Origin of the sequence: Pseudomonas sp. G34, assembly GCF_031119625.1 — a bacterium.
In the GTDB taxonomy this organism is placed as follows: domain Bacteria; phylum Pseudomonadota; class Gammaproteobacteria; order Pseudomonadales; family Pseudomonadaceae; genus Aquipseudomonas.
Map to the genome: position 1 here is coordinate 508482 of NZ_JAVHZV010000009.1, position 12540 is coordinate 521021.

The window sequence follows — 12540 nt, forward strand, 5'->3', positions numbered from 1 at the left end:
CAAAAGCGGGCACCTTGGTGGCGCCTCTGTTCTGTAGGCCTGTGTGTGCCTACGATGAAGTGGCCGCGCGCTCCTGCGCGCTGCCGGGGTTATCGTTGTCCGGGCCCTTGTCATCGTCTGCCGGCGGGGCGTCGGGCATCAGTTCCAGCACGGTATGGCTGGTACGCAGCATCGGCACGAAGTGCGCCTGTTCACCGGCGACCAGGTCGCTGACGTGACGCAGGCGATAGAAGGTATAGGCCGCCAGCAGGCCCAGGGTGGCGGCGAAATACAGCGGCAACGCGGCAGCGCCGGTGTATTGCATGAGCAGGCCGGCGAGCAGCGGCCCGCATACCGAGCCGACGCCGTTGACCATCAGCAGGCTGCTGGAGCCGGACAGAATCTCGTCGCTGTGCAACTGATCGATCAACTGCGCCACGGCGATGGGGTAGATGGCAAAGGACAGCCCGCCAAACAGGAACATCAACGCCAGCAGCGGGCGCCCAGCGGGCAGCAGGCTCATCGACAGGGCCACGACCACCGCAGCACTGACCACCCAGAACAGCACCCAGCGCCGGTCGTGATTGTCGGAGAAACGCCCAATCGGCCACTGCAGCAGGGCACCGCCAAGAATGGTCGCGCTCATCATCAAACCGACGCCCGCGGCATCGAAACCGTTGAGGTTGGCATACACCGGTGCCATGCCCCAGAACGCGCCAAGGGCCAGGCCGGAAAGACCAGCGGCGGCAATCGACAGCGGTGCGATGCCGGCGATGGCGCGCAGCTTGGTGTGCAGGGTCTCCGGCACGCTGGGCTGTGGCTGGCGGGTCAGGGTGATGGGCATCAGCGCCGCGCTGATCAGCATCGCCGCCAGGGCGAACAGCAGGAAATCGGTCGGCTCGGCCAGGTTCAGCAACTGCTGCGCGGCGGCCAGGGCGCCGAGATTCACCGCCATGTAGATGGCGAACATCTGCCCGCGATTTTCGTTGCGCACCTGGGCGTTGAGCCAGCTTTCGATGACCATGTACAGGCTGACCAGCGCCAGGCCGTAGAGCACCCGCAAGCTGAGCCAGACCCAGGGGTCGACGATCAGCACGTGCAGCAGCGCGGTGATCGCGGCCAGGGCGGCGCAGAAGGAGAAGGCACGGATATGCCCAACGCGACGCACCAGCGGAATCGCCAGCCAGGTGCCGAGGAGAAAACCGACGAAGTACCCGGACATGATCAGGCCGAGCATCCCGGTGGAGTAGCCTTCGGCGACGCCACGCAGGGTCAGTAGGGTGTTGAGCAGACCGTTGCCAAGGAGGAGTAACGCGACCCCACCCAGCAACGAGCTGATAGGGGCAATCAAGGACCACATGGCGAACAACCCTAAGGAACTATGCCGGTGATGGCAAGCAGGAAGCGCGCCAGGGATCTTTGGGGTGGTTTCTATGTGGTTGATTTACATGGAATATTTTTGGGAATAAACGGCTCGCCAATTTTTTCGCGGTTTATCATGCCCCGTCATGGGGCAGTACTCGTTCCGGCAGCGGCATCAGCGGGCGTTGCTCGGCGCCGAGGGTGCGGTTGAGGCGGGCAATGAAGTCGTTGATTTCTTGCCGTTCGCGGCCCTCGTGCAGGCAGCGGTCTGCGGTGTCGCGCACGCTGCGTGCATGGCGCAGCAGCTCGCCACGTTGCTCGGTGCTGCACGGACGATGCAGCAAGTTCTTGAAGGCTTGCAGGAGGCTCACCAGAACGCTGATGTCTGTGGCGCCATAGGCCCGTATAGGGCCTAGCAGTTGCAACAGCAATTGGTCCAGCGAGAGCTCCTGGTATGACAGGCGAGGGGGTTCGTCGGGCAGCCTGGCGAAGTCTCTGTCGCCCAGCTCGAGGCGTTTGCCCAGCAGCACGCCGAGCAGATCGACGGCCTTGATTGCCGTGCCCGGGTCGTTGATGCCGGGGCTGAGCGCCTTCACCGCAATCTCCGACATCTGCCGACAGCCGAAGAAATAGTGGTTGCTGGCGTACTCCTCGATGAAGAAGTCAAAGCAGTCGAGCAGTTGCTGGCAGCTGTCCTCGTCCAGTTGCCGCTCCAGGCGGAACAGCGGATGGCCTTCGCTGACGAAGAAGCCACGATGGGCCATCACCGTCATGCGCACCTGATGGCGACGCAGCAGGGCATTGGCTTCGCTGACGTTGAGCGCCTTGAAGTAACCGTTGCGTTGCGCATTGACCGTTACCCAATCACTGTCATCCGGCCAGGCCACCTGCTGCTTTCTTGCGGCCAGGTTGCTGCTGCAGGTGTGAAGCTTTGCCAGGCTGGCGAGGTAGAGATTGTTGAGAATGTGCTCGACCTGGATCGACTGCGAAATCGAGCGGATGAAGTGCACGAATAGGCCCAGGCAGGTAATGCCCATGGCGAGGGTGATCAGCACGCCGAGGCTCGGCACCCGATCGGTGTCGCCCTGTTCGATGGTGGTAATCAGCAGCAGCGCATAGAGGATGCTGCCAAAGTAGATGCCCAGTGTCTTCTGGTGCCCCTTGCTGCTGATCAACCCCGGGATCACTCGCGGCGAGAGCGAGGCGGCGGCATTGTTGAGCACCACCATGACCATCGAGAAACTGAACACCATCAGCGAGAGGATGCCGGTCACCAGGGTGGCGAGGATCAGCCTGGCGTTCTCCGCGTTGCGCACCATGCCGATGTCGACGTTCTGCTTGAGCGCCAGCATCCAGGGACGGTATTCGAGTGCCATGGTCAGCACGCAGAGGAGAAAGAAACCGATGGCGATCAGCGTCGGGTAGAACGCCAGGCTGCGGGTAATGCGCTGATAGGCGCGAAACAGAACATTGCTGGGCACGGCCATTGGCGAATCCGTCTTGGATGGCGTTGACCGCACCATAGCTTTCGGGCATGCATGCGCGGCAGCTCATAATGACCGCCTGATGGCCACCCAGTTCACCCTCGAATTGGGTTTGGCGCGGCCAGCTGATCCAGGCATGGCGCGCCATCTGGCAGGTTGCATGGCCTTGCCGTGAGCGAACCGTCCGTCATCCGAGCAGCGGGGCGCGGTGGCTGCTCACTTGCGCCCCTCGGCAGCGCTGGCGAGCACATCGGTGCGCGCCGCCATGACGAAATCGTTGCGATGCAAACCCTTGATCGAGTGGCTCCACCAGGTCACGGTGACCTTGCCCCATTCGGTGAGCAGCGACGGGTGATGGTTTTCGGTTTCGGCCATTTCGCCCACCGCATTGGTAAAGGCCAGCGCATGCTTGAAGGTGCGAAAGGCGTAGGCCCGTTCGAGCTGCATCACGCCATCGCGGACCTCGATGTTCCAGTCGGGGATTTCCTTGATCAGCTGCGCCAGTTCGGCCTCGCTGACTTTGGGCGCATCGGCGCTGCAGGCTTCGCAGGTGGCGTTGGACAGTGCGGTCATGGGGTTTCCTCTGAACGTTGATCGTTACGGCGCGGCTACGCCGCTTTCGGTGGAAATTTCGGCGCATGCAGGCCCAGCGCCATGGCCTGCTGAACCAGGCTCATGATGTCCTGCTGTGCCAGGGCGAACAGCCGTTGCAGGTCCGGCAGCACGAAGTACAGCGGCTGCAGGATGTCGATGCGATAGGGCGTGCGCATGGCTTCCACGGGGTCGAACGGCTGGTGCTCGGGCTCGCCGGACAGACAATACACCGCCTCCTTGGGCGAAGAGAGAATGCCGCCGCCGTAGATGCGCCGGCCGGCCGGCGTGTCCACCAGGCCGAATTCGATGGTCATCCAGTACAGGCGTGCCAGGAATACCCGCTCCTGGGGGCTGGCAGCCAGGCCCAGGCGGCCGTAGGTGTGGGTGAATTCGGCGAACCAGGGGTTGGTCAGCAATGGGCAGTGGCCAAAGATCTCGTGGAAGATATCCGGCTCCTGCAGGTAGTCCAGATCCGCCTCGCTGCGGATGAAGGTGGCCACCGGAAACTGCTGGTTGGCGAGCAGCTCGAAGAAACGCTGAAAGGGAATCAGCGCCGGCACCTGGGCGACCTGCCAGCCGGTGCTGGCCTGCAGCACGCGGTTGATGTCCGGCAGCTGGGGAATCCGCTCCCGGGGCAGGGCGAGCTTGTCGAGGCCGTCCAGGTACTCCTGGCAAGCGCGGGGCTCGATCACCTTGAGCTGGCGCTCGATCAGCGTCTGCCAGGTGCGATGCTCGACCTCGCTGTAGTCGATGAAGCCGTTCGCGTCAGGCTGCCGGGCAACGTACTGGCTGGCTTTCATCTGGCGATCTCCCTGCACATCCGTTTCTGTGGCCTGAGCATGCCGCAGCCGGGCGGGCGTGGCGCGGGCGCGAGCGGCGTGGGGGAGCGGGCAGATGGCGGTTTTCGTAAAGAAAGCATTACGTCTTGCGCGAAAGCCTGTTCCTGGCTTGGCCGCTTCCTCTAGACTGGCAAGAAACCTTGACGAAAATAACAAGAGCGGCCGTCATGCGTATCAAGATCCACTGCCAGAACCGTGTCGGCATCCTGCGCGACATCCTCGAACTGCTGGTCGACTACGGCATCAACGTGGCCCGCGGCGAAGTCGGCGGCGAGCAGGGCAATGCCATCTACCTGCATTGCCCGAACCTGATCAACCTGCAATTCCAGGCCCTGCGGGCCAAGTTCGAAACCATTACCGGGGTATTCGGCGTCAAGCGCGTGGGGTTGATGCCCAGCGAACGGCGCCATCTGGAGCTCAACGCCCTGCTCGGCGCCCTGGAGTTTCCGGTGCTGTCGGTCGATATGGGCGGCAGTATCGTCGCCGCCAACCGGGCCGCCGCTGGCCTGCTCGGTGTGCGCGTGGATGAGGTGCCGGGCATCGCGCTGTCGCGCTATGTCGAGGATTTCGACCTGCCGGAACTGGTGCGTGCCAATCGCTCGCGGATCAACGGGCTGCGGGTGAAGGTCTGCGGCGACGTATTCCTTGCCGATATCGCGCCACTGCAGAGCGAGCACGATGACAGCGAAGCCATGGCCGGCGCCGTGCTGACCCTGCACCGCGCCGACCGTGTCGGCGAACGCATCTATCAGGTGCGCAAGCAGGAGCTGCGCGGCTTCGACAGCATCTTCCAGAGTTCCAGGGTAATGGCCGCGGTGGTGCGTGAAGCACGGCGCATGGCGCCATTGGATGCGCCGCTGTTGATCGAGGGCGAGACCGGCACCGGCAAGGAGTTGCTGGCCCGTGCCTGCCACCTGGCCAGCCCCCGCGGCCAGTCGCCGTTCATGGCGCTCAACTGCGCTGGCCTGCCGGAGTCGATGGCCGAGACCGAGCTGTTCGGCTATGGCCCCGGCGCCTTCGAAGGTGCTCGCGCCGAAGGCAAGCTGGGCCTGCTGGAGCTGACCGCGGGCGGCACGCTGTTTCTCGACGGCGTCGGCGAAATGAGCCCGCGCCTGCAGGCCAAGCTGCTGCGCTTCTTGCAGGATGGCTGCTTCCGCCGGGTTGGCAGCGACGAGGAGGTGTACCTGGATGTGCGGGTGACCTGCGCCACCCAGGTCGACCTTTCCGAGCTGTGCGCCCGGGGCGAATTTCGTGAAGACCTCTATCACCGTCTCAACGTGCTCAGCCTGCACATCCCACCGCTGCGCGAATGCCTCGATGGCCTGCAACCGTTGGCCGAGCATTTTCTCGACCGCGCCAGCCGGCAGATCGGCTGCCCGTTACCGGGGCTGGCACCGGCTGCGCTGGAGAAACTCGGTCGCTATCACTGGCCGGGCAACGTGCGGCAGCTGGAGAACGTGCTGTTCCAGGCGGTATCGCTGTGCGAGGGCGCGCTGGTCAAGCCCGAACACATCCGCTTGCCAGGGTATGGCGCGGCGCAGCCGCTGGGCGACTTCTCGCTGGAAGGTGGGCTGGACGCCATCGTCGGGCGCTTCGAGAAAGCCGTATTGGAGCGCCTGCATGGCGAATTTCCGAGCAGCCGCCTGTTGGGCAAGCGTCTGGGGGTGTCCCACACCACCATCGCCAACAAGTTGCGTGAGCACGGCGTGGGCAAGGAGTAGAAACAAACGAGCCCGGCAATCCGGGCTCGTCTGGCGGGGCTTCAGCGGGCGCTGACGGGCCGCGCGCGTGGCCCTGGCAGAATGCCGTTGACCGGGTTGCTGCTCAGCAGGCGAGCGCTGGTGATGCCGGCGATCTCGTGGCCGCGATCGTTGAGGCTGTTCATCACCTGATTGACCAGGGCGGTAATCAGAATCCCCGCCAGGCCGCCGCCGCTGTTCTGCTGTTGCTCGGCGGTGCTGGCCCGGGCCACGCCTTTCCACAGCTCCTTGCCGGTGCGCAGGTCGACCAGGGTGGCGCTGGCGGCCACCGCCACCTCGCTGCTGATCACCTTGTAGCTGCTGCCGTATTCGGTCACGTCGATATACAGCACGGTGTCGGCGCCAAAGATCTCGTAGAGCTTCTGCGGCGAGACTTCGCGAATTTCCTCGGCGTTGCTCATGCCGTTCTGCTTGAAGGTCTCGTTGACCACCGCCACCGGCAACACGTAGTAGCCGGCTTCGCTCAACGGCGCGGTGATTAGCGAGTACAGGCTGAAGGTGGCCTTGATGTCCGGCGATTTGTTGACCGGCGGCAGCACCAGGATGGAGGCCGGGCTGCTTTCCTTGAAGGCGCTGTAGTCGTAGGGCTGCTGGGTGGCGCAACCGGCCAGCAGGGCGAGCGCGGCCAGTGCCGCGAGTGTTCTGAGGGAGGTCAGTAGGGGCATGTCGATCACTTGGCCATATTGCGCATCAGGAAGTCCATGTACTGCGCGGACTCGGGGAACAGGGCTTTCTCGGTTTCGAACTGCTGGCGCACCTGATCGGGCTTGCCGATCTCCGCGTACAGCATGCCGAGGTGGGCGTGGAAGCCCGGCGGCAGCGTGCGGTCAGCGGCGCGGGCTTTCTGGGCGCTGGCTTCCAGCGCCGCGATCTGCTCTTCGGTGCCGGTGGTGTTCTCGAAGCGCTGATAGACCTGCTGCTGGTAACCCTCCCAGTAGTACAGGGATTTGGGTTGCTGGGCGCAGCCGGCCAGCAGGGCGCTGGCCAGTAGGGTGGTGAGCAGAAGTGGGGATTTCATCGTTCGCTCCTCGCTCACTTGACCGGGCGCCAGGCGCCGCTGTCGACACCGCTGACCAGTTTGTTGACGGCCTCGCGGATCGCCAGGTCGAGCACCTTGCCATTGAGGGTGGAGTCATAGCTGGCGGTGCCGCCAAAGCCGATGATCTCGCGGTTCGACAGGGCGTATTCGCCGGCGCCCTGGCTGGAGTACACCACCTCGGAGGTGGCCACATCGACGATGTTGAGGTTCACCTTGGCGTAGGCGATCTGCTGCTTGCCGCGGCCGAGGATGCCGAACAGCTGGTGGTCGCCGACTTCCTTGCGACCGAACTCGGTGACGTCACCGGTGACCACGAAATTGGCGCCCTTGATCTGCTGAGCCTGCTTGGAGAAGCCCGACTCCTGCTGCAGTTCGCTGAGGTTGTCGCGATCGAGCACGTTGAAGCGGTTGGACTGCTGCAGGTGGGTGATCAGGATGGTCTTGGCCTGCCCGCCAAGGCGGTCGACGCTGTCGCTGAAAATACCGCGCAGGTAGCTGGAGCGGTTGTCGAACTTGCCAACGGCAATCGGGCTGCGCGGGCCGCTGTACTGGCTGCTGGCGGTGTTGACCTTGGCGACTTCCAGGGTGCGCGAACTTTCCGTGGCGCAGCCGGCGAGCAGCACGAGCATACCGGCGAGGCCAGCGGTAATGAGCTTGTTCATACGAATCTCGTTTGCAAAGTGGGCAGGGGGAGCCTGTAACGGCAGGAATCAGCCCGGCACTTTCACGAGGGATGCGGCATGGGATGGCGACGCGCGGTAACGCGAGGCGCTTGAAGAGTCGATCCATGACGCTGACCCTGTGGCGGGTGCGGGGTGCTTCCTGCGGCGACGATTCTAGAGCGCATCAAGGCGTTTTGCCAGCAATGGCGACCCCGGGTGTGACGCGCTTCGCTTCGTGATGCTCCTGATGCCTGGTCAGCTGACCGTGCTTTGCGGCAGCAGGGTGGCGATCAATGCCCGCACGCTGCCAGGCAGCGCTTCCAGGTCACGCACCAGCATGCTGCGCTCGCGTACCGCCCAGGCCTCGTCCAGCTCGATGGTGTGCAGTTTCATGGTGCGGCGGTGCCGGCTGGCGGCGGACTCGGGGATGATGCCGATGCCGACGTTGGCCTCGACCATCCGGCAGATGGCTTCGAAGCCGGACATTTGGATGCGCAGCGAAAGGGTGCCGCCCAGGGTTTCCACATGCTCGCGCAGGAAGGTCAGCAGGGTGCTGCCGTCGTGCAGGCCGATGTGCTGGTATTGCAGCGTGTCGCGCAGGCTGACGCGCTCGCGCTCGGCCAGCGGATGGCCGTCGGGCACCACCAGCACCAGGCGGTCGGTACTGAAGTGCAGCACCTGCAGGCCGGCGGCTTCCACCGGGCCGGCGATGATGCCCAGGTCGGCGCCGCCATCGAGTACGCCGCGCACGATGTCGCGGCTCAGGCGTTCCTGCAGGTCCACCGTCACGCCGGGGCGCTCTGCCAGAAACCTGGCCAGCACCTCGGGCAGGAACTCGGTCACCGCCGTGGTGTTGGCGAAGATGCGGATATGCCCGGCCGAATCACTGCCGTATTCGGTGAATTCGCTTTTCAGGTAATCGACCTGGCGCATGATCAGCCGGGCGTGCTGCAGCAGGCGCTGGCCGGAGGGCGTCAGCTCCACGCCGCGGCTGTCGCGGTACAGCAGGCGCGTGCCCAACTGGCCTTCCAGCGCCTTGATCCGTGCGCTGGCGGCGGCGGGCGAGAGCGAGGCGCGCCGCGCACCCTGGGTCAGGCTCGGCGATTCGGCGATATGGATGAAGAGGCGCAAATCCGGCAGATCGAAATGCATGACAGCTCTGCACTCAGTGATGACGGGCGTTCAGCTTATCCGAACGCCGGATTAAATAAATGCGGATTCTCGGAACGTCTGACGAGTTGCATGCTGGCGGTACATAACAAGACAGCTGGAACCCACCATGAGCGACTCCGATTTTTCCGCCTGGATTGGCCGCACCGAACACGCCCACGATCAACTGAGCCGCAACCTGGTCAAGCGCATCGCCGCCACCCTGGGCGAAGACACGCCCGCTCACGGCGAAGCGCTGCCGCCACTCTGGCATTGGGCCTTCTTCCAGGAGCCCATCGCCGAAAGCGGCCTGGGCGGCGACGGGCACCCGGCGCGCGGTGGCTTCCTGCCGCCGGCGGACAATCGCAACCGCATGTGGGCCGGTGGGCGCCTCGAGTTCATCGCACCGCTGCGCGTCGGCGGTGAGGCCACGCGGGTGTCGACCATCAAGCACATCGAAGAGAAGCACGGCCGCACCGGCGCGCTGCTGTTCGTCACTGTGCAGCACGATTACCTGCAGGACGGCGAGCTGGCGATCCGCGAGGAGCAGGACATCGTCTACCGCGAGCCCAGCCCGCCCAAGAGCGGTACCGGTGAGGCGCTGCCGAGCGGCGACTGGCGCGAGGCCGTGGTGCCCAGCCCGACCCTGCTGTTTCGCTACAGCGCGGTGACCTTCAATGGCCATCGCATCCATTACGACTGGCCCTATGTCACCGAAACCGAAGGCTATAGCGGCCTGGTCGTGCATGGCCCGTTGATCGCCACGCTGAGCCTGGGCGCGTTCTGCCGCGCCAATCCGCAGGCCTGCCTGCGTCGTTTCGCCTATCGCGGCTTGCGCCCGCTGGTGGCGCCCGAGCCTTTCGAGGTGACCGGGCGAATAGCCGAGCCGGGCAGGGCGCAGCTGTGGGCCGGCAACCAAGGCGGCATGGCCCAGCAGGCCGACGTGGAATTCGACTGATAGACGCTTTGTAGGGTGGACGTCGCTTCACCTGCGCGGCCCGATCTGTCCACCGTTCTGCAATCGCAATGGTGGACAAAAAGAGCGTTTGCTACGCGCCCCGGTCCACCCTACGCAGCTAACGATCGTTGACAGGCTCTTACAAGAACAAGCGAGGAACCGAGATGACCCCGGAACAGAACGAAGAGCTGAATTTCATCCGCGAAGGCGTACGCGGCCTGTGCGCCGAATTCCCGGCCGAATACTGGCGCAAGATCGATGAACAGAAGGGCTTCCCGGAAGCCTTCGTGGCGGCCATGACCGAAGCCGGCTGGCTGTCGGCGATGATCCCGGAAGAGTACGGCGGCTCCGGCCTGGGCCTGGCCGAGGCGTCGGTGATTCTCGAGGAAGTGAACCGTTGCGGTGGCAACTCCGGCACCATCCACGGGCAGATGTACAACATGTTCACCCTGCTGCGTAACGGCAGCGATGAACAGAAAAGTTTTTACCTGCCCAAGCTGGCCAGCGGCGAGCTGCGCCTGCAGTCCATGGGCGTGACCGAGCCGACCACCGGCACCGACACCACCAAGATCAAGACCACCGCCGTGCGCCGGGGCGACAAGTACCTGATCAATGGCCAGAAGGTGTGGATCTCGCGTATCCAGCACTCCGACCTGATGATCCTGCTGGCGCGCACCACGCCGCTCGCCGAGGTGAAGAAGAAATCCGAAGGCATGTCGATCTTTCTGGTCGACCTGCGCGAGGCCATCGGCAACGGCCTGACCGTGCAGCCGATCGCCAACATGGTCAACCACGAGACCAACGAGCTGTTCTTCGACAACCTGGAAATTCCTGCCAGCAGCCTGATCGGCGAGGAGGGCAAGGGTTTTCGCTACATCCTCGACGGCCTGAATGCCGAGCGCACGCTGATCGCCGCCGAGTGCATCGGCGATGGTCGCTGGTTCATCGAGAAAGCCAGTGCCTACGCCCGTGATCGCGTGGTGTTCGGCCGCCCGATCGGCCAGAACCAGGGGGTGCAGTTCCCCATCGCCAAGGCGCATATCGAAGTCGAGGCCGCCGACCTGATGCGCTGGCGTGCCTGCGAGCAGTACGACCGCGGCGAAAACGCCGGGGCCAGCGCCAACATGGCCAAGTACCTGGCAGCGGAAGCCTCCTGGGCGGCGGCCAATGCCTGCCTGCAGACCCACGGCGGCTTTGGTTTCGCCAATGAATACGATGTCGAGCGCAAGTTCCGCGAGACCCGCCTGTACCAGGTGGCGCCGATCTCCACCAACCTGATCATGTCCTACGTGGCCGAGCATCTGCTCGAGCTGCCACGCAGTTTTTAAGGAGCACGTCATGAGCCATACCCAGGCCCTGGCGGGCTTCCTCGCCGACCTCAATTACGAGCAGATTCCAGCAAGCGTGCTCGATCGCAGCGAAGACCTGTTTCTCGACTGGCTCGGTTCCGCTTTGGCCAGTGAAGGTGCGCGGCCGATTCCGCTGTTCGAGGCCTATGCACAGAAGATGGGCCCGGCCAATGGTCCGGCGCGCATCCTGGTCAATGGTCGTGGCACCTCGGCGTACTTCGCGGCGCTGGTCAATGGTGCCTCGTCGCACCTGGTCGAGCAGGACGACCTGCACAACAGCTCGGTGCTGCATCCGGCCACGGTGGTGTTCCCGGCGGCCCTGGCGGCGGCGCAGGATCTCGGCAAGTCCGGCCGCGAGCTGTTGCTGGCCTCGGTGGCCGGCTACGAGGCGGGCATTCGCATCGGTGAGTTCCTGGGCCGCTCCCATTACCGCATCTTCCACACCACGGCCACGGTCGGCACCCTGGCTGCGGCGGTGGCGGTGGGCAAGTTGCTGGACTTCGACCAGAAGCAGTTCGTCCATCTGCTCGGCAACGCCGGCACCCAGGCCGCCGGGCTCTGGGAGTTCCTGCGCGACGCCGCCGACTCCAAGCAACTGCACACCGCCAAGGCGGCTGCCGATGGCCTGTTGGCGGCGTACTTCACCGCGCAGGGCTTGACCGGTGCGCAGAACATTCTCGAGGGCGAGCAGGGCATGGCCGCCGGCATGTCCAGTGATGCCGATCCCAGCAAACTGGCGGATCGCCTCGGCAGCCGTTGGGCGCTGGTGGAGACCTCGTTCAAGTTCCACGCCTCGTGCCGCCACACCCACCCGGCCGCCGATGCGCTGCTCGACCTGATGTGGCGCGAAGGTCTGCGCCACGGCGATATCGCCCAGGTGATCACCCATGTGCACCAGGGCGCCATCGATGTGCTCGGCCGCGTGGTGGTACCGCAGAGCGTGCACCAGGCCAAGTTCTCCATGGGCACCGTGCTGGGTCTGATCGCCGTGCATGGCAAGGCGCAGCTCGGCGAGTTCGAGAATCTGGCGCTGCGGGACCCGGCCGTGGCCGCCTTTCGCGCCAAGGTGCAGATGCGCCTGGACCCGGAGGTGGATGCGGCCTACCCACAGCGCTGGCTGGGTCGCGTCGAGGTGCTCACCACCGACGGCCGCACCTTGCATGGCGCCATCGACGAGCCCAAGGGCGACCCCGGCAACAGCCTCAGCCGCATGGAGCTGGAAGACAAGTTCCGGCGCCTGCTGGCCTTCGCCGGTAAACGCAGCAGCGATGAGGCAGGCGAGCTGATCGCCAGGGTCTGGCGCCTGCGCCACACCGATGATTTGAGCCACCTGGCCTGACGGCACGTATCGACTTTGCGGTGGAT

12 protein-coding genes are annotated in these 12540 nt (G+C 64.6%); 4 read left to right on the forward strand and 8 right to left on the reverse strand.

Annotated elements, in window-relative coordinates:
* Positions 1 to 49: 49 nt before the first annotated feature.
* The 4 genes from QYS36_RS07730 to phhA form a co-directional block, all read right to left on the reverse strand.
* The gene (locus QYS36_RS07730) at positions 50 to 1339 is read right to left on the reverse strand and encodes an MFS transporter (RefSeq protein ID WP_308838912.1); all 1290 of its coding nucleotides are present in this window, start codon (positions 1337 to 1339) and stop codon (positions 50 to 52) included.
* A gap of 136 nt (positions 1340 to 1475) precedes the next feature.
* Complete coding sequence (locus QYS36_RS07735; protein WP_308838913.1) at positions 1476 to 2828, reverse strand: DUF2254 domain-containing protein; 1353 nt, start codon at positions 2826 to 2828, stop codon at positions 1476 to 1478.
* Between the two features lie 213 nt (positions 2829 to 3041).
* The gene (locus tag QYS36_RS07740) at positions 3042 to 3398 is read right to left on the reverse strand and encodes a 4a-hydroxytetrahydrobiopterin dehydratase (protein WP_308838914.1); all 357 of its coding nucleotides are present in this window, start codon (positions 3396 to 3398) and stop codon (positions 3042 to 3044) included.
* Positions 3399 to 3433: 35 nt separating this feature from the next.
* The gene (phhA, locus tag QYS36_RS07745; RefSeq protein ID WP_308838915.1) at positions 3434 to 4219 is read right to left on the reverse strand and encodes a phenylalanine 4-monooxygenase; all 786 of its coding nucleotides are present in this window, start codon (positions 4217 to 4219) and stop codon (positions 3434 to 3436) included.
* A 206-nt stretch (positions 4220 to 4425) separates the two neighbouring features.
* Here phhA and QYS36_RS07750 point away from each other — a divergent pair, with 206 nt between their 5' ends.
* Complete coding sequence (locus QYS36_RS07750) at positions 4426 to 5979, forward strand: sigma-54-dependent transcriptional regulator (protein ID WP_308838916.1); 1554 nt, start codon at positions 4426 to 4428, stop codon at positions 5977 to 5979.
* Between the two features lie 41 nt (positions 5980 to 6020).
* Here the strand turns inward: QYS36_RS07750 and QYS36_RS07755 are convergent, their stop codons facing one another.
* The 4 genes from QYS36_RS07755 to QYS36_RS07770 all read right to left on the reverse strand — a co-directional run bounded on the left by QYS36_RS07755 (position 6021) and on the right by QYS36_RS07770 (position 8871).
* Positions 6021 to 6683: a DUF799 domain-containing protein gene (locus QYS36_RS07755; RefSeq protein ID WP_308838917.1), complete on the reverse strand. Its 663-nt coding sequence runs from the start codon at positions 6681 to 6683 to the stop codon at positions 6021 to 6023.
* A 5-nt stretch (positions 6684 to 6688) separates the two neighbouring features.
* Positions 6689 to 7036, reverse strand: a complete 348-nt coding sequence (locus QYS36_RS07760) for a DUF4810 domain-containing protein (protein WP_308838918.1) — start codon at positions 7034 to 7036, stop codon at positions 6689 to 6691.
* 14 nt (positions 7037 to 7050) lie between these two features.
* Positions 7051 to 7719 (reverse strand): CsgG/HfaB family protein, encoded by a 669-nt coding sequence (locus QYS36_RS07765; protein ID WP_308838919.1) that lies wholly within the window; start codon positions 7717 to 7719, stop codon positions 7051 to 7053.
* 255 nt (positions 7720 to 7974) lie between these two features.
* On the reverse strand, positions 7975 to 8871 hold the full coding sequence (locus QYS36_RS07770; RefSeq protein ID WP_308838920.1) for a LysR substrate-binding domain-containing protein: 897 nt from the start codon (positions 8869 to 8871) through the stop codon (positions 7975 to 7977).
* Between the two features lie 127 nt (positions 8872 to 8998).
* Here QYS36_RS07770 and QYS36_RS07775 point away from each other — a divergent pair, with 127 nt between their 5' ends.
* The 3 genes from QYS36_RS07775 (at position 8999) to QYS36_RS07785 (ending at position 12514) form a co-directional block, all read left to right on the forward strand.
* On the forward strand, positions 8999 to 9826 hold the full coding sequence (locus QYS36_RS07775) for a MaoC family dehydratase N-terminal domain-containing protein (protein WP_308838921.1): 828 nt from the start codon (positions 8999 to 9001) through the stop codon (positions 9824 to 9826).
* A 164-nt stretch (positions 9827 to 9990) separates the two neighbouring features.
* Positions 9991 to 11154 (forward strand): acyl-CoA dehydrogenase family protein, encoded by a 1164-nt coding sequence (locus QYS36_RS07780; protein ID WP_308838922.1) that lies wholly within the window; start codon positions 9991 to 9993, stop codon positions 11152 to 11154.
* Positions 11155 to 11164: 10 nt separating this feature from the next.
* Entirely contained in the window at positions 11165 to 12514 is a 1350-nt protein-coding gene (locus QYS36_RS07785) for an MmgE/PrpD family protein (RefSeq protein ID WP_308838923.1), read from the forward strand.
* Positions 12515 to 12540: the final 26 nt, after the last annotated feature.

Excerpts from the sequence above, each read along its gene's own strand:
- QYS36_RS07785 (WP_308838923.1), top strand. The coding sequence starts at position 11,165 with ATGAGCCATACCCAGGCCCTGGCGGGCTTCCTCGCCGACCTCAATTAC.
- QYS36_RS07735 (WP_308838913.1), bottom strand. The coding sequence starts at position 2,828 with ATGGCCGTGCCCAGCAATGTTCTGTTTCGCGCCTATCAGCGCATTACC.
- QYS36_RS07740 (WP_308838914.1), bottom strand. The coding sequence starts at position 3,398 with ATGACCGCACTGTCCAACGCCACCTGCGAAGCCTGCAGCGCCGATGCG.
- phhA (WP_308838915.1), bottom strand. The coding sequence starts at position 4,219 with ATGAAAGCCAGCCAGTACGTTGCCCGGCAGCCTGACGCGAACGGCTTC.
- QYS36_RS07770 (WP_308838920.1), bottom strand. The coding sequence starts at position 8,871 with ATGCATTTCGATCTGCCGGATTTGCGCCTCTTCATCCATATCGCCGAA.
- QYS36_RS07780 (WP_308838922.1), top strand. The coding sequence starts at position 9,991 with ATGACCCCGGAACAGAACGAAGAGCTGAATTTCATCCGCGAAGGCGTA.
- QYS36_RS07765 (WP_308838919.1), bottom strand. The coding sequence starts at position 7,719 with ATGAACAAGCTCATTACCGCTGGCCTCGCCGGTATGCTCGTGCTGCTC.
- QYS36_RS07760 (WP_308838918.1), bottom strand. The coding sequence starts at position 7,036 with ATGAAATCCCCACTTCTGCTCACCACCCTACTGGCCAGCGCCCTGCTG.
- QYS36_RS07775 (WP_308838921.1), top strand. The coding sequence starts at position 8,999 with ATGAGCGACTCCGATTTTTCCGCCTGGATTGGCCGCACCGAACACGCC.
- QYS36_RS07730 (WP_308838912.1), bottom strand. The coding sequence starts at position 1,339 with ATGTGGTCCTTGATTGCCCCTATCAGCTCGTTGCTGGGTGGGGTCGCG.
- QYS36_RS07750 (WP_308838916.1), top strand. The coding sequence starts at position 4,426 with ATGCGTATCAAGATCCACTGCCAGAACCGTGTCGGCATCCTGCGCGAC.
- QYS36_RS07755 (WP_308838917.1), bottom strand. The coding sequence starts at position 6,683 with ATGCCCCTACTGACCTCCCTCAGAACACTCGCGGCACTGGCCGCGCTC.